The 16,499-nt window shown below is 70.0% G+C and carries 12 protein-coding genes; 8 read left to right on the top strand and 4 right to left on the bottom strand.

Going from position 1 to position 16,499, the window contains the following annotated elements:
* Positions 1-340: 340 nt before the first annotated feature.
* Both AAHA49_RS11790 and AAHA49_RS11785 read left to right on the top strand, forming a co-directional pair.
* Positions 341-1,924 (top strand): FMN-binding glutamate synthase family protein, encoded by a 1,584-nt coding sequence (locus AAHA49_RS11790; RefSeq protein WP_342038435.1) that lies wholly within the window; start codon positions 341-343, stop codon positions 1,922-1,924.
* Positions 1,925-1,926: 2 nt separating this feature from the next.
* On the top strand, positions 1,927-2,517 hold the full coding sequence (locus AAHA49_RS11785; RefSeq protein ID WP_342038434.1) for a dienelactone hydrolase family protein: 591 nt from the start codon (positions 1,927-1,929) through the stop codon (positions 2,515-2,517).
* A gap of 1,222 nt (positions 2,518-3,739) precedes the next feature.
* On the opposite strand, the gene AAHA49_RS11780 is transcribed toward AAHA49_RS11785, so the two are convergent.
* On the bottom strand, positions 3,740-4,645 hold the full coding sequence (locus AAHA49_RS11780; protein WP_342038433.1) for a MurR/RpiR family transcriptional regulator: 906 nt from the start codon (positions 4,643-4,645) through the stop codon (positions 3,740-3,742).
* 44 nt (positions 4,646-4,689) lie between these two features.
* The gene (locus AAHA49_RS11775) at positions 4,690-5,493 is read right to left on the bottom strand and encodes a 3-oxoacyl-ACP reductase (protein WP_342038432.1); all 804 of its coding nucleotides are present in this window, start codon (positions 5,491-5,493) and stop codon (positions 4,690-4,692) included.
* Between the two features lie 156 nt (positions 5,494-5,649).
* On the opposite strand from AAHA49_RS11775, the gene AAHA49_RS11770 reads away from it, so the two are divergent.
* The 5 genes from AAHA49_RS11770 (at position 5,650) to AAHA49_RS11750 (ending at position 12,257) form a co-directional block, all read left to right on the top strand.
* Positions 5,650-6,660, top strand: a complete 1,011-nt coding sequence (locus AAHA49_RS11770; protein ID WP_342038431.1) for a hypothetical protein — start codon at positions 5,650-5,652, stop codon at positions 6,658-6,660.
* Between the two features lie 175 nt (positions 6,661-6,835).
* On the top strand, positions 6,836-7,864 hold the full coding sequence (locus tag AAHA49_RS11765) for a 3-oxoacyl-ACP synthase III (protein ID WP_339391288.1): 1,029 nt from the start codon (positions 6,836-6,838) through the stop codon (positions 7,862-7,864).
* 8 nt (positions 7,865-7,872) lie between these two features.
* Positions 7,873-10,614: an alpha/beta fold hydrolase gene (locus AAHA49_RS11760; protein ID WP_342038430.1), complete on the top strand. Its 2,742-nt coding sequence runs from the start codon at positions 7,873-7,875 to the stop codon at positions 10,612-10,614.
* A gap of 18 nt (positions 10,615-10,632) precedes the next feature.
* Entirely contained in the window at positions 10,633-11,601 is a 969-nt protein-coding gene (locus AAHA49_RS11755) for an NAD-dependent epimerase/dehydratase family protein (RefSeq protein ID WP_342038429.1), read from the top strand.
* 86 nt (positions 11,602-11,687) lie between these two features.
* Positions 11,688-12,257 carry an AAA family ATPase gene (locus tag AAHA49_RS11750; protein WP_342038428.1) on the top strand — a complete coding sequence of 190 codons (570 nt, stop codon included), beginning with the start codon at positions 11,688-11,690 and terminating at the stop codon, positions 12,255-12,257.
* Between the two features lie 73 nt (positions 12,258-12,330).
* Here the strand turns inward: AAHA49_RS11750 and AAHA49_RS11745 are convergent, their stop codons facing one another.
* Positions 12,331-13,218: a hypothetical protein gene (locus tag AAHA49_RS11745; RefSeq protein WP_342038427.1), complete on the bottom strand. Its 888-nt coding sequence runs from the start codon at positions 13,216-13,218 to the stop codon at positions 12,331-12,333.
* A 103-nt stretch (positions 13,219-13,321) separates the two neighbouring features.
* On the opposite strand from AAHA49_RS11745, the gene AAHA49_RS11740 reads away from it, so the two are divergent.
* On the top strand, positions 13,322-15,244 hold the full coding sequence (locus AAHA49_RS11740; RefSeq protein WP_342038426.1) for an acetate--CoA ligase: 1,923 nt from the start codon (positions 13,322-13,324) through the stop codon (positions 15,242-15,244).
* Between the two features lie 78 nt (positions 15,245-15,322).
* On the opposite strand, the gene AAHA49_RS11735 is transcribed toward AAHA49_RS11740, so the two are convergent.
* Positions 15,323-16,459: a hypothetical protein gene (locus AAHA49_RS11735; protein WP_342038425.1), complete on the bottom strand. Its 1,137-nt coding sequence runs from the start codon at positions 16,457-16,459 to the stop codon at positions 15,323-15,325.
* Positions 16,460-16,499: the final 40 nt, after the last annotated feature.

The following is a 16,499-nucleotide window of genomic DNA, read 5'->3' as shown; positions in this document are numbered from 1 at the left end:
ACCCCACCCCGCTCACTCGAAGCCCTAGGCCCAACGCCCCGCACTCCACAACAACCAGAGCAACAACAACCGACCTTCCCCACCGCGAACCGGGCGGCACCCGTGAATTCCCCCAGTTCACGTGAACTCAGGGCGACCTTTCCTGAAATCACCGCCTCGGCGGTCTAGGCTCGGATGCGAGCACAACAGCCGGCTGCGATCATTCGGCCGCATTCGACCACCGCTGTCGCTGCGGTCGGTCCCGCCGACGACGAACAGAGTTCGCCGACGAACGGAACCGCCGCCGTACGGAACCGCCGGCACGTGCACGAGAGAACCCCGCGCAATCCAAGGAGACGCAATGGCAGGTCAGCTCCCCATAGTTCGCTTGGTCACCGGCGAGACGACAGGACAGCGCGTTGCGCGCATCGCCGCTGCCGCCTCGGCGGTCGGACTCGGCGCACTCGCCGCCTGGGACCTGACGCAGAAGAAGCACGCGATCCTGCGCAACTACCCCATCGCCGGCCACGCCCGCTTCCTCCTCGAGTCCATCCGCCCGGAGATCCAGCAGTACTTCATCGAACGCAACTGGGACGGCCGGCCCTTCAACCGGGACACCCGCACGACGATCTACGAACGCGCGAAGGGCATCCACTCCGAGCAGGCCTTCGGCACCGAACGCGACGTCTCCCGCACCGGCTACGAAGCGCTCATGCACTCGACCGCGCCGATCCCCAACTCCCCCGCGCCTCCTCGGATCACCGTCGGCGGCAAGGACTGCACGCAGCCGTACGACATCTCGCTGCTCAACGTCTCCGCGATGAGCTTCGGCTCGCTCAGCGACAACGCCGTCCGGGCTCTGAACAAGGGCGCCGCGATGGGCGGCTTCGCCCAGGACACAGGCGAGGGATCGATCTCGCCCTACCACCGCGAATTCGGCGGCGACCTCATCTGGGAGCTCGGCACCGGCTACTTCGGCGCCCGCACCCCCGAAGGCGACTTCGACCCGGACAAGTTCGCCGAGAAGTCACGCGACCCGCAGGTCAAGATGGTCTCCCTCAAGCTCTCCCAGGGCGCGAAGCCCGGCATCGGCGGGGTGCTGCCGGCGGCGAAGGTCACCGAGGAGATCGCGAAGATCCGCGACGTCCCCGTCGGCAAGGACTGCATCAGCCCACCGAACCACAAGGTGTTCTCGACCCCGATCGAACTCCTCCAGTTCATCGCGAAGATGCGCGAGCTCTCCGGCGGCAAGCCCGCCGGATTCAAACTCTGCGTCGGTTCGCGCACGGAGTTCTTAGCGATCTGCAAGGCGATGATCGAAACCGGGATCACCCCGGACTTCATCATCGTCGACGGCTCCGAGGGCGGCACGGGTGCGGCACCGCTCGAGTTCGAGGACAACGTCGGCCTCCCGCTCACCCAGGGCCTCATGATCGTCCACAACGCCCTCGTCGGCGCAGGGCTGCGCAGCGAGATCAAGATCGGCGCCTCGGGCAAGGTCGCGAGCGGATCCGACATCATCAAACGCCTCATTCAGGGCGCGGACTTCACGAACTCCGCCCGCGCGATGATGATGGCCGTCGGCTGCATCCAGGCCCAGGCCTGCAACACCGGCAAGTGCCCCGTCGGCGTCGCCACCCAGGACCCCCGGCGGGCGCGGGCGATCTACGTCCCCGACAAGGCCGATCGGGTGCGCAACTACCACGACGGCACCGTCGCCGAGGCGATGCGCATCATGGCTTCGATGGGCGCCGCCGAACCCAGCGAGCTCGAACCGACGATGCTGCGCCGCAACCTCTCCCCGTCCGAGTCGTGGTCGTACGCCCGCCTCTACGACTGGCTCGAACCCGGCGAGCTCCTCGGCGACGCCCCCGCTGACTGGGCCGCCGACTGGGCCGCAGCCCGCGCGGACACGTTCCGCATCCCCCGCGGACACAGCCGCTGACCGTGGCCACGATCGTCCTCACGCATTCGGCGCTCGGCAGGACGCCCGGGATCGACCGCATCGCCGACTCCTACCGGGACCACGGGCACACGGTCATCGCCCCCGACATCTACGACGGGCACACCTTCACCACCGCCGAGGCGGGGCTGGCCCATTCGCGTGCCGTGGGCTTCCGCACGCTCGTCGACCGGGTGACCGCCGCCAGCCGTGACCTCGACGGTCCGCTCGTGTTCGCCGGTCTGTCCCTGGGTGCCGCGATCTCCCAGCAGATGGGGAAGAACGACGAGCGTGCCGCAGGCGTCCTCCTCTTCCACGGCGGCGGTTTCCCCGCACCCACCCGGTGGCAGTCGCACGTACCTCTCCAGGTCCACTTCGCCGTCGATGATGTCTGGCGGGATGCGGATAACGTCGACACGCTGCTCGCCTCGGCCCGAGACGCGGGCGCCACCGCCGAGGGCTTCCTCTACCCCGGATCATCACACCTGTTCAGCGACCCGGAGTCCGAGGACTTCGAGCCGGAGAGCGCCGCCGTCCTCCGCGACCGAGCGCTGCGCTTCCTCGCCGAGGTCGATGCCCGCACCGCGGGACGGTAGACCCCCGGTCGACGCCCGCACCGCGCAGCAGCAGACGCGCTGACGACGACCACACCACGGGACGCTCGACTCACTGTCGACGCCCGCGCCCTAGATAGGCAGACCCGTCGACGACGCCCGCACTGCGGGACGGCCGACCACCATCCGGGTCCGCATCGCGGGACACCGCACGGACAGGCAAGGCCCACCGCGAGAGAACTACGGCCCCTTCGCCGCCTCCCACACCGAGAGGACCGCCGAAGCCCGCACCGGGAAAACAGCACCCTCGCCTCCGACATCCGCACGAAGACGCCGGAATCCGACCTCTGAAGTGCGCATTCCGTCGTAAGGGCCCCTGTCACGACGCACCTGCTCCTCGCTCACCCGAGAGTTCACCGACCCGACGCCGGAGAATTTCCCAGAACTGGGGTTACATTCAGCGGCACATGTCATACTCTGGAATGAAAATTCCATACAGATGAGCGACTGTCCCCGGCACTTCGGACAAGGTCACCCCCGCGTCCGTCGTTCCCCGGCACCGTCCCCGATGCGCTGATCCCCGACCGCCCCTCACGGCCGGACTCAACGAGTCCACGTGCGCGGACTCATCGACCCCCGCGTGCGACACCCATCGCCGACCCGCCCTTGCCGACAGCGACGACCCTCGCGTTGCCGGAATCCCCCGACAGTCGGAGCGTTCCCTTGACCAGGGAACGCTCCGCTGCCCGACTTGTCGTCTCGTGCACACCCGAGAAGGATCCCCATGCACCCCGCCCGTCCCGGAACATCTGCTCTCCGCACCACCGTCGAGAGTCCCCGGCAGACACCGTCGTCTGCCCCAGCCCTCGTCCCACAGACCCCCTGTCGCGATCCCCGACCCGCCGTCGGAGCCACCGATGGATGAGAAGGGAAGACGAATCGTGTCCGCCCTCGATGCGGCCGGCGCCGCAGCTCCCGGGCCCCCTCCCGCAGTCCCCGCCCCGAGCAACACCGCACCCCCGCCGAGGCGGTCGTCGGCTCTGTCCGAGAACGGCTCCGGGGGCGCGTCCCCGGGGTGGAGGGTCGCCGCAACAGGCTTCCCGAGCGTGCCCTTCCGGGCCCGCCGCCACCCGGGACCGCGACGCTGACCCCCGCCGAAAACCTCGTCGACATCGGCTGAGTCACCCGCGGTGGACCCACCCGCGGCCGATCCACCCGCGGCAGGCCGACTCACGCGCGGCGGATCGACGCGCGGCGAATTGACTCACGCGCGCCCGGCGTCACCCTGCAGGCGCAGCCGCACCGGGTCGACGCGGGCGAGTCGCCTGACGCTGTCCTCCCCGAGTCCGGTCGCGACGAGTTCGCTCACGGCTTCGACGAGCGCGAGCATCGGAGCGAGCGTGTCCGCGGGACCCGAGGCCCTGACATCGGCCGTGAGCACATGATCGGCGAGCGTCGCCGCCGGTGAGAGCCAGAGATCGGTGAAGACGAGCGTCGTCAGACCGAGCTCCTTGCCGATCCGGACCACCTCGGCGAGGGTCGGATCGTAGCGCCGGACGTCGAAGGCGACGAGGACGTCCCCGCGCCCGAGGTCGATGAGCTGGGACGCCGCGAGCAGCGGGGACGACGACAGCCGCGTCACCCGCGGTCGGGCAGGGGCGAGCTGCGCGTGGAAGATGTCGGCGATGTAGCCGGTGTACGTGGACCCGGCGAGCGCGAGCGTCCGCTTCGTCTGCACGAGCAGCGCGACGGCCCGGTCGAGTTCGTCGCCGATGACGGAGTCGAAGGTCTCGTCGATGCCGGCATGGTAGCCCTGACGTGCGGCGTCGAAGACCGGTTCGTCCCCGGGCACCCGGACCTGGGCCTGCGAGAGGTTCGAGGCCTCCCGCTCCCTCATCTCGACCTTGAGCGCCTCCTGCAGTCCCCGATATCCGTCGAAGCCCAGGGTGCGGGCGAACCGCACGACCGAGGGGGCGCTGACTCCGGCCGCCGCAGCGAGATCGGCGATGGGTTCGAGTCCCGCAAGCGGATACGAGGCGAGGATCGCCCGCGCGATCTTCCGCTCGGCTGGGGTGAGGCCGGGCATCGCCGTGCGCATCCTCACGGAGAGACTCGGGGTGCTGTGCGCGTGATCGTGTCCGCCGGAGACCTGCTCACGCCCGTTGACCATCGCACCAGCATAGCCATCCCCGCACTCGGCTCCGCACCGCGCCGTCATTTCATGACGAGGCCGTTGTCGACGATGAGGTTCTGACCCGTCACCGCACGTGAGCCCGGTGAGGCGAAGAAGACGACCGCCGAGGCGAACTCCTCCGGAGTGGTCACGTGCCCGAGCGCAGAGGCCTCGGCGATCCCGTCGAAGACCTCCTCCGGGGTCGCCGCCGAAGCGTCGGTGGTGCGCAGGAGTCCCCCGGAGACCATGTTCACCCGCACCCCGATCGGGCCGAGGTCTCGGGCGAAGGTGCGGGTGAGAGACAGCAGCGCCGCCTTCGCCGCGGTGTAGTCGTGATAGGGCACGACCGGGTTCTGCACGAGGTTCGTGCCGATGTTGATCACGCGCCCCGATCCGATCTCCCGGAACCCGTGCATGGCCGCCTGGATCGTGTTCATCGCCGCTCCCACGGTGCCGCGGAACTGCAGGGCGAGGTCCTCCCAGTCGATCTCGTCGGCGGGCTGCCGATCGTCGCCGTTGAACGTGTAGTCGAGCAGGGCACTGTTGACGACGGTCGAGACGGGAGTGCCGAACTCGGTCTGCGCGGCCTCGAACATCGCATCGACGGCCCGGTCGTCGGTGACGTCGGCCTCGATCGCCGCAGCACGACCGCCCCGGGCCCGGACCGCCTCGGCGAGTTCCTCTGCGGCATCGGCGGAGTACCGGTAGTTGATGACGAGCGAGGACCCCGCATGGGCGAAGGCCTTCGCGATCGCCGCCCCCACCCCGCGGCCGGCTCCGGTGACGAGGACGAGCTGCTGGTCGAGGGGCATGGCCGCTGTCGTGAAGGCCTGGGCATTGCTCATCGGGATTCTCCTTCGAATTCCGGGCGGTGGGCTCGCCTCCAGCTTACCCACGAGTCCGCGCCGCGGAGGCGCTGAGACCCATCTTCTGCAGGCCCGTGCGCGGCAAGCCATAGAATAGGACAAGAACACTGTTGTCCATCCTGCAAGGAAGTCCCTATGAGCGCGATCGGCGCCAGCATTTCCATCGGAGTCCTCGCGGCCATCGTCGTCATCCTCATCTACCTCCTCGCCGCGAAGGTCGGGAAGTGGCAGCCCGCCCCCGAACACCGGGCAGCAGGCGCCCAACCGCAGGGTTACGCCCAGCAGGGCTACGGCCAACAGGGGTACGGGCAGCAGGGATACAACCAGGCTCCACCGCGCCGCCGCGACCTGCGCGGCTACAGCGCCGACGAGGCCGAGACCCGGGTGATGCCGAGCGCCGGGGAGGCGAAGGCGACGACGGCCGAGCTGACCCAGAACATCGCCTACTCCGGCCGGATGATCGAGCAGAACCGCCGTGCGGCCACATCCTCCTCGGGCGACACGATCGCCGTGTTCACCTACATCCTCGGCGCCGGCCTCCTCGCCGCGATCGCGTTCGTCTTCTTCAACAACCTGCTCCTGCCCGCGACCGTCGGCGCCCTCGTCGGTGCGATCATCTGCGTCGCCCTCGCCGCGACCTATACGATCAAGTCCCTCGACTTCTGGCCGGACAATTCGACGATCTCGATCATCAACCTCGGCGTGGCCCTGGCCGCAGCGCTGGTCATGTACATCGGGGCCGCGCGGACCGAACGCGACCGGATGACGCTCAACTCGATCATGGACTCCTTCGAACCCCTGCCGTTCAGCGAAGGCTTCTCCGGGTTCGCCGCCGCCGTCGTCGACCGGGTCGTGAAGTTCTTCACCGACTACGGCTTCCTGGGCTTCGTCTTCCTCCTGTTCATGGCCATCGGCTGCATCATCGTCTTCACGCTCGCCGCGAAGTCCCTCATCGACGTCATGGACTGGCGGATCTTCGTCCAGTTCGGACGCAATGTCACCGACCGTCCGATGCCCTACCGCCGGGCCGAGCGGTTCCAGTCCTCGAAGGTCTCCCACACCGTGACCTCGATCGTCCTCGCCCTCATCGCCGTGCTCTGCGCCACCGGGGTGCTCTACGATGCGTTCACGTGGTTCACGCGCTGAGCCCGCGCCGCCGGGGGCGCAGAACCGCGTGAGCCGGATCACCGCTGAGAACGATCTCAGCAACTGCGCGCTAGGATGGTCCCCGGACTTCCTCCGGCCTGCCGCGCCCACCCAGTGCGTCAGGGCGGCCCAGGCAGACGTCGACGAACGACCCGAAAAGGGATGAGAACCTCAATTGGCGAACGGCAACGCAACTTTCCGGCACTCGAATGTGGCGCTTCTCGGTCTGGCCGAGATCGTCGCCCCGAACGTAGTGACCTCACACGAATTCGACGAGCGCCTCGCCGATACCCTCACCACCCTCGGCCTGCCCACGGGTCTCCTCCAGCGTGTGGCCGGGGTTGAGTCCCGCCGCAACTGGGATCAGCCCAGCGATTTCGTCGCCGGTGCCGTCGCCGCCGGCGGCAAGGCCCTCGCCGAGGCGGGGGTGGAGCCGGGTGCCATCGGGCTGATGGTCAACACCTCGGTGACCCGGGAGCACTTGGAACCGTCTGTGGCCGTCGGCGTCCACGCCGGGATCGGCCTGGGCCCGCAGGCGATGAACTTCGACATCGCCAATGCGTGCCTCGGGTTCGTCAACGGCATGACCCTGGCCGCGAACATGATCGACGCCGGCCAGATCGACTACGCCCTCGTCGTCGCCGGCGAGGACGCCTCCCGCGTCCAGGAGGCCACGCTGCGCCGCCTCACCCGCGACGGCATCACCCGTGAGGAGTACCTCAACGAGTTCGCCTCGCTCACCTTGGGCTCCGGCGCCTCCGCCGCCGTCCTCGGACCCGCGGACAAGCACCCTGAGGGCCACCGCATCCTCGGCGGGATCACCCGGGCGGCCACCCAGCACCACGAGCTCTGCGTCGGCGACCACAATGGGATGTTCACCGACACGAAGGGCCTGCTGGCCGGGGGCATGGAGCTCGTCGTCGCCGCGTGGGAGGAAGCCCACGAGACCGGCTGGGACTGGCGGAACATGGACCGCTACGTCATGCACCAGGTCTCCGACGTCCACACGAACTCGATCACGAAGGCCGCGGGCCTCGATCCCGAACGGATCCCCGTGACCTACCCCGAGCTCGGCAACGTCGGGCCCGCCTCCCTGCCGATCACGCTCAGCCGTGAGGTCGAGACGCTCAAGCGCGGCGACCGGATCCTGTGCATGGGCGTGGGATCGGGGCTCAACACCGCCATGACCGAAATCGAGTGGTAGAGGATCGGATGAAGCACCCTGCACGGCCGGCAACGACTCCCCCGACGCTGCCCGAGTGGGATCCCGCTTGGTCCCGGATCGTCACCGCCGCCACCGCCGACGGCCCGCATGACTTCCATGTCCTCGACACCCTGAGCGCGCTGCGCGCCGAAGGCCTCGAGCCGGCGGGCACGATCCTCGCCCTCCACGGCAACCCGACCTGGTCGTACCTGTGGCGCAGGCTGGCCGCCGCGACCCTCGCCTCCGCCCGTGCCGGCGGCCGCGCCTGGCGTCTCATCGCCCCCGACCAGCTCGACATGGGCTTCTCCGAACGTCTGCCCCATGCGGGTCTGCCCACTCCCTCCGGCGCCGAGGTGCGCCGCATCTCCCAGCGCATCGCCGACTTCGACGCCGTTGTCACTCCCCTCCTCGCCGAGGCGACCGGCGGTGCCGAGGCCGCCGCCGTGACGTCTGCGTCGGGTGCGGCCGACAGCGCCGATCATCCCGTGGTGACGATCGGCCACGACTGGGGCGGAGTGCTTTCCCTGGGCTGGGCCGCCCGGAACCGGGACTGGGTCGATGCCGCGATCAGCCTCAACACGGCCGTCCACCAGCCGGAGAACGCGCCCATCCCGGCGCCGCTGCGGGCCACGCTCGCCGGGCCCATGCTGCCGACGGCCACGGTCGTCACCGACGGCTTCCTGCGCGTGACGCTGCGCCTCGGCGATCTCGACCCGCAGGTGCGGGCCGCGTTCCGCGCCCCCTACGAATCGGCGGACCTGCGCCACGGCATCGGCGGGTTCGTCGCCGACATCCCCGTGGACGAAACCCACCCCTCGTATGCGGAGCTTCAGCGCATCGGTGAGGACATCGCCGCCTTCGACCGCCCGGCGCTCCTCGTGTGGGGACCGAAGGACCCGGTGTTCCTCGAACGCTACCTGCGCGATCTGCGGCAGCGTCTGCCGCAGGCCGACGTCCACCGCTTCGAACTCGGGTCGCACCTCGTCAGCGAGGACTTCGACGTGCCCGGCCTCGTCCTCGACTGGCTCGACGTGCAGTTCCCCGCCGAGGGGCGCTCGAGCGGGGACGCCCCAGCGCCGGTCGGCGCATCCCCGACCGCGGCCCGCCCGGTCACCGCGATCCTCGACGCCCGCCGCGACGACGAGACGATCGCCTCGGTAGACTTCTCGAAGGACCCCGCCCAGCAGATCACGTGGCGTCACCTCTGGCACGTCACCACGGCCATCGCCCACGGCCTGCGGGACCTCGGCGTGCGCCCTGGCGACCGGGTCTCGATGCTCGTCCCGCCCGGCAACAACCTCACCGCAGCGCTCTACGCGTGCCTGAAGATCGGCGCGGTCGCCGTCGTCGCCGACGCCGGACTCGGCCCCCGGGGCATGACCCGGGCCGTCACCTCGGCGGATCCGCAGTGGATCATCGGCGAACTGCCCGGACTCGGCCTCGCCCGTGCCTTCGGCTGGCCCGGACGGCGCATCTCCGTGTCCCCGCTCGGGCCGGTGCAGCGGAGGATTGTCGCCGCCGAGACGAGCCTGACCGAACTCGCACGCACCCCGATCTTCGGGGATCCGCCCACCCCCGGACCGGACGACGACGCCGCGATCCTCTTCACCTCAGGGTCGACGGGCCCGGCGAAGGGTGTGCGGTACACGCACGGCGACATCGCCGCCCTCGCCGCGGTGCTCACCGACGTCTTCGACGTCCGTGAGGGCACCGGTCTCGTCGCAGGCTTCCCGCCGTTCGCGCTGCTGGGACCGGCGATCGGGGCCACCTCGGTGACACCGGACATGTCCGTGACGAAGCCGAAGACGCTCACGGCCACGGCGATCGCCGAGGCGATCATCGCCGGCAGCGCGACCATGGTCTTCGCCTCCCCCGCCGCGTACCGCAACGTCGCCGCGACCGCGGGCGAACTCGACGCCGCCCAGCGCGCGGCGTGTGCGGGCGTCGAGCTCGTCCTCTCCGCCGGCGCACCCGTCCCGCTCGAGCTCATGGAGTCCATCGCCGAGGTGTTCCCGAACGCCGCGATCCACTCGCCGTACGGGATGACCGAAGGGCTGCTGCTCACCGACATCGACTCCGCCGGCGTCGCGGCGGCCGCGGCCGGGGACGACCTCGGCGTGTGCGTGGGCACCCCGATCGACGGGGTCGAGCTCGCCCTCGCCCCGATCGACGGTGATGGCACAGCCGCCGAGGAGCTGCTCCAGGGCACGGCGGCGCAGGGCCGCCTCGGCGAGTTCGTCGTCAGTGCCGCCCACCTGCGCTCGGGGTACGACAATCTCTGGCGCACGACCGCGGACGCCGGGCGCGACCGCCTCGGCGGGCTCTCATGGCACCGGACGAACGACATCGGGCACATCGACGATGAGGGTCGGGTGTGGCTCGAAGGCCGGCTGCAGCACGTCGTGACGACGCCGCTCGGACCGGTCGGTCCCGGCGGGCTCGAGGCGCTCATCGACACCGATCCCGAGGTCCGCCGCAGCGCCGTCGTCGGCACGGGGCCGGTCGGGACGCAGGCCCTCGTCGCGGTCCTCGACGCCGAGGGGACCGCGCTGTCCCCGGGGCTCGCACCGCTCGACCTCACGGCGCGGCTGCGCGCCCTCGTCGCCGAGACCGGGCAGGATCTCGCGGCGGTGCTCGTCGCGCCGAGCTTCCCGACCGACATCCGCCACAACTCGAAGATCGACCGGTCGCGGCTGGCCGAGTGGGCCGAGACGGTGCTCACCGGCGACGGCGTGCCCCGCCGCGTCTGAGAAGCTGAGGAGCCTGACATGAACATCACCGTCACCGGAGCCTCGGGGCTGCTCGGCTCCTCGGTCGCCCGCGCACTCGTCACAGGCGGTCACACCGTCACCACCCTGCAGCGGCGACCGTCCGGGGTCGAGGGCGCCAGGGATGTGCTCGGCACCGTCACGGATCCCGCAGCTGTCGCCGAGGCGGTCGCCGGGGCCGAGGCGATCGTCCATCTGGCCGCGAAGGTCTCGATGATGGGTGATCCCAGCGAGTTCGAGGCCGTCAACAACGGCGGCACCGCCACCCTCATCGAGGCGGCACGCGCCGCCGGGGTGCCCCGGCTGATCCACATCTCGTCGCCGTCGGTCGCGCACACGGGCGAGTCGATCGTCGGCGACGGCGCAGGACCGGCCTCACCCGAGCACGCGCGCGGCGAGTACGCCAGGACGAAGGCGGCCGGTGAGCTCATCGCCCTGGGCGCGGACTCTGCGGACTTCCGGGTCCTCGTGCTGCGCCCGCACCTCATGTGGGGGCCCGGGGACACGCAGCTGACCGAGCGGGTCATCGACCGGGCCAAGGCCGGGCGGATGCCGGTGCTCGGGCCCGGGGCGGCACTCGTCGACACGCTCTTCGTCGCCAACGCCGTCGAGGCGATCGTGGCGGCAGTCGCCGCTGTCGATGAGACCCATGGTGAGGCGCTCGTCGTCACCAACGGTCAGCCCCGGCCGATCGGCGAGCTGATGTCGCGCATCGCGATCGCCGGCGGAGCCGCCGAGCCGCGGCTGCGCATCCCCGTCGGACCCGCGCTTGCCGCCGGGTCGGTCGTCGAGCGGGTGTGGGCGCTGGGCGATCACGACGACGAACCGCCGCTGACCCGGTTCCTCGCCGAACAGCTCTCGACCGCGCACTGGTTCGATCAGCGCAGGACGCAGGAGGTGCTCGGCTGGACTCCGCGGGTGAGCATCGAAGACGGTCTGGAGATCCTCGCGGCCCACTACGCCGGCTGACTGTCGCACGCGATTTCGGCCGTGCGCGTTCCCGGTCGGTGCGGCGCTCGAATCCTCGGCACAGGTTGTCCCTGCACAATGGGTCCATGACCGCGACACGGTCGTCTCCGGTCGTCCTGCTCGCAGGCGTTCCCGGGGCCGGCAAGACCGAGACCCTCAGGGAGATCAAACGCCGTGCGCCGTGGCTGCGGGTCTCCGATCCGGAGCCCGTGCGCGACTGTCTCCGCCGCATCCTCCCCTGGGTGCCGTACACGGTGGCGCGCCCGTTCGTCCACACCATCGCTCACATCGCGGCGTTCTGCCGCATCCTTCGCCGAGGCGGTCCCCCGGTCGTCGTCCACGACCCGGGAACCCGCCGGTGGAGTCGGCTTCTGATCTCGGGGCTCGCGCATGCGGCCGGTCGTGATGCCGAGGCGGTCTTCATCGACGTCGACCATGAGGCCGCGCTGCGCGGCCAGGAGCGGCGCGGCAGGGTCGTGCGCAGGCCCGCCTTCGACCGGCACTGGCGCCGGTGGATCGAGCTGCGGACCCGCATCCTCGCCGGTGAGGGGCTCGGATCGGGTGAAGGATGGGCGCGCATTGCGCTCACGACGAGGGATCGCGCCGTCGATGACGTCCTGGCCCTCGTCTTCGCAGACGGGACCGGCCGACTCTGACGGGACCGGCCGACTCTGGCGGGTGACTCCTGCGGCCGCCGACTGCGGCTGACCGTTCGATGAGGCTGGTCGCCTAGTGCGAGCGCCCCTCATCGCCGGAGGCGGAGTCCGCGTCGTCCTTCTCGTCGTCGAGGGCGTCGATGGACACGCCGGGCTCACCGACCGGCGGGGATTCGAGCGATGACCCCTGGGCCGAATCGTCGCGGGACTCGTCCCGAACCTCGGCCTCGCGTTCGGCGGCTTCTCTCGCATGATCGGGTTCGACCTCGTCGACGGTGCTCGCGTCGGCCTCGGCTCGCTCCGCCTCCTCGGCGTCGGCGGCCCGCTGGGTTGCCGTGTCGGCTCGCTCCGCCTCCTCGGCGTCGGCGGCCCGCTGGGTTGCCGTGTCGTCAGGCTGGGTTGCCGTGTCGGCCGGCTGCACTGCCGTGTCGGCCGGTTGGGGCTCGGCGTCGGCCGCCGCGGTTGCGTCATCGGCCGACTGCGTCGCTGACTCTTCCGCGCGCGTTCCCTCTGCCGCCGGAACCGCACCTGTCGCTGCTGCAGCAGACCCCGCGGCGGCCGCCCCTGGAGCGGCCGTGGCACTCGGTCCCGGGCTCGCCGCGCTCTTCCCCTGGCTTTCTTCGCCTCGGGTGTCCGCCTCGGCGCGATCGGAGTCCTCCGACCCCACCGCGGCTGCGTCGCCGGTCTCGGGACTCACTCCCGCCTCGGCGGCGAGACGGGCACGCCGCTCCGCCCGGGCCTGTGCACGCTCCTCCTCGCTCATCTTCAGCTTCGCCGGCACCCCGTCATGCTGGCTGGGACGCACGGTCTCCCAGATGAGGAGGGTGATGACCATGGTGACGCCGACGATCCCGCCCATGAGGAGCGAACCCCACGGTCGCGGCATCGAGAAGAGATCCGCGAAGGCGTTGACGATGAAGAGGGCGACGATTCCGATGATGAGGGCGATCAGATAACGCATCCTCCCATTGTGCCCGGGAACGGACCCCGATGCCGGGAGCCGGAGGTAACGGTTAGGGACCCCCGCCTCGGCGAGGGAATGTGCCATGCGTCACAATGGGGTCATGGATGCCACCTCACACCCCACCTATGACGACGTCATCGCTGAGATCGCAGCCGACCCCGGCGCATATTGGCTGACGCAGGCCCGGGAGCTCATCGACTGGGTGAGGGAACCGACGATCGCCGTCGACGACTCGCAGGCCCCGATCTACCGCTGGTTTCCCGACGGCGAACTCAACGTCTGCTTCAACGCCCTCGACCGCCATGTCGCGGCCGGACGCGGCGAGCAGGCGGCGATCATCTACGACTCCCCCGTCACCGACACCGTCCGGACGATCACCTATGCTGAGCTCCTCGACGAGGTCTCCCGGTTCGCGCGTGCCCTGTCCGATCGCGGCGTGAGCAAGGGCGACCGCGTCGTCATCTACATGCCGATGATCCCCGAGGCGGCCGTCGCGATGCTCGCGTGCGCCCGGATCGGGGCGATCCACTCGGTCGTCTTCGGCGGCTTCGCCCCGGCCGAACTCGCCGTGCGCATCGACGACACAGCCCCGAAGGCCGTGATCTCCACCTCGGCGGGAGTCGAACGCAACCGCATCCTCGAATACAAGCCGATGCTCGACGAGGCGATCTCCCTGGCCTCCTCGAAACCGGAGTTCTCCGTCATCGTCCAACGCGACGAACACCGCTGCGAACTCGGCACGACCGACCTCGACTACGCCGAACTCCTCGCCGCCACCCCCGAGGGCATCGACCCGGTGACGGTGAAGTCGACCGACGAACTCTACGTCCTCTACACCTCGGGGACCACCGGCAAACCCAAGGGCATCGTCCGCGACTCCGGCGGCTACGCCGTGGCACTGGCCTACTCGATGCCGCACATCTTCGGCCTCGAACCCGGGGACACGATGTTCACCGCCTCCGACGTCGGCTGGGTCGTCGGGCACTCCTACATCGTCTACGGCCCGCTGCTCGCCGGAGTCACCTCGGTGCTCTTCGAGGGCAAGCCGATCGGCACCCCCGACGCCGGCACGTTCTTCCGCATCATCGAAGACCACGGGGTCAACGTCCACTTCACCGCCCCCACGGCCATGCGCGTCGTCCGCAAGGAGGACCCGAACGGCGAGCTCATCGGCAAGTACGATCTCTCCACGCTGCGCGCGTCGTTCCTCGCCGGCGAACGGCTCGACCCGGACACGTACGAGTGGACGACGAACATCCTCGCCGAGGCGACCGGGCGCGAGATCCCCGTCGTCGACAACTGGTGGCAGACGGAGACGGGGTGGCCGATCGCGGCGAACCCGCTGGGCCTCACCCGGTTCCCGCTCAAGGCGGGCTCCCCGACGAAGCCCGTGCCCGGGTACGAGATCGAGGTCGTCGACCCCGGGGGCGCGCCGGTGCCGGCCGGGCAGGAGGGCCTCATCGTCATGAAGCTGCCCCTGCCGCCGGGGACGATGGCGACGGTGTGGGGCGATGACTCCCGGTTCGTCTCCTCGTACCTCTCGGCCTTCGACGGCTACTACCTCACCGGCGACTCCGGCTACCTCGACGAGGACGGCTACGTCTTCGTCATGGGCCGCACCGACGATGTCATCAACGTCGCCGGCCACCGTCTGTCGACCGGAGTGATGGAGGCCGTCATCGCCTCCCATCCCGCGGTCACCGAGGCGGCTGTCATCGGTGTCCACGATGAGACGAAGGGGCAGAGTCCGCGTGCGCTCGTCGTCCTCGGTGATTCCGCCGAGGCGGCCGACCCTGAGGAGATCACCGCCGAACTCGTGGCGATGGTCAGGCGGGAGATCGGCCCGGTCGCCGCGTTCAGGCAGGTCGACATCGTCAGTGCGCTGCCGAAGACCCGGTCGGGGAAGATCCTGCGCAAGACGATGCGCGAGATCGCCGACGGCGTCGAGAACCCGGCCGTGCCGTCGACGATCGAGGACCGCACCGTGCTCGACGCCCTCGAGGCGGTCCTGCGCGGCCGGTGAGGCTCAGTCGGCTGCGGGGCCGGTGTGGCTGAGCCGGTTGCGGGGCCGGTGGGCCTCAGCCGGCGAGGGGCGTCGGGATCAGTCCTGCGAATCCGTCTGCTGCGCTGATCGCTGCCCCTGAGCGAAGCCGGCGGCGAAGCCGCGCTCGTAGGCGTCTTCGCGTCCGCGACCGCTCGCGCCGCGCAGCCACTGCGCGAAGAGCATGCGCGGGTCGCAGTCGGCGTCGAAGCCCTCACGTGGGCCGCCGGGACCGAAGCCGCCCCACGGTCCGAAGCCTCGGCCGCCACCGCGCGGTCCGGATCCGTCGCGGGACCCGGGTCCGTCGCCGGGGCCGAAGCCTCGGCCGCCGCCGCGCGGGCCGCCTCGGCGAGCGCCTCGACGGAACAGCATGCGCGGATCGAAATCATCGCCGAAGTCGTCGTAGCCCCGAGGGCCATCGCTTGGACGTCGGTCACTGTGGTCATGCGGGCCACGGTGGTCACGTGGGCCGGCAGAGTCTGAGTCGTCGCGGGCGAAATCGCGGTGATGTCCTTCGCCGGGGCCACGGTGGTGGCCATGTCCGCGACGGCCATCAGAGCCCCAACCGGGGCCGAATCCGCGGCCGCGGGCGAATCCGCGCATCTTCTCGCGCATCGCCCTGATGTCGTCGTCATCGCCGCCGAGTGCGTCGATGATCTTCGTCAGCGACTCGGACATGGCTGCGACCTCGTCGGCGGTGAGGATGTCCTCGACCTTCGCACTCACGCGGTCTCGCAGCGTACGGACTCGGTCGCGAAGTTCGTCCGGGTCGACACCGTCTGCATCGTCGCGGTGATCGCTCTCAGCCCAGACGCCGCCATCGACGACATCCTCGTCATGGCGGTGGCGCCTGCCTCGGCGGCGCAGATCGGCGACATCACGAGGATCGATGTCCTCCTCCGCGACCGCTGAGAGGAACTCCCTGCGCAGCGATCGCCCTGCCTGCCCGAGCAGTCGTGCGAGATTCGGGGCCTCCTCGCTGGTGACCTCGTGATCGATCGGGCGGTCATCGACATCGACGAACTCGTCGACCTCGACCTCGGCTTCGATGTCGTCATCAGCGTCGGCCGCGTGGCCGGTGCCGTCCGGACCGTCCGCCTTGCCTGGGGCATTCGCGCTCTCCGGGCCATGCGCGGCCGCGCCGCGTTCGTCGTTGGTGTTGTCGTTGTCATCGTCAAAGTGATTGTGCGTGGACATGTCATCTCCTTTACTTGTTATCTGACATGTATATGCATAG

The organism is Brevibacterium ammoniilyticum (genome assembly GCF_038429965.1).
In the GTDB taxonomy this organism is placed as follows: Bacteria; Actinomycetota; Actinomycetes; order Actinomycetales; family Brevibacteriaceae; genus Brevibacterium; species Brevibacterium ammoniilyticum.
Note: the sequence above shows the minus strand (reverse complement) of the source record. Positions and strands in the feature narration are given on the sequence as shown.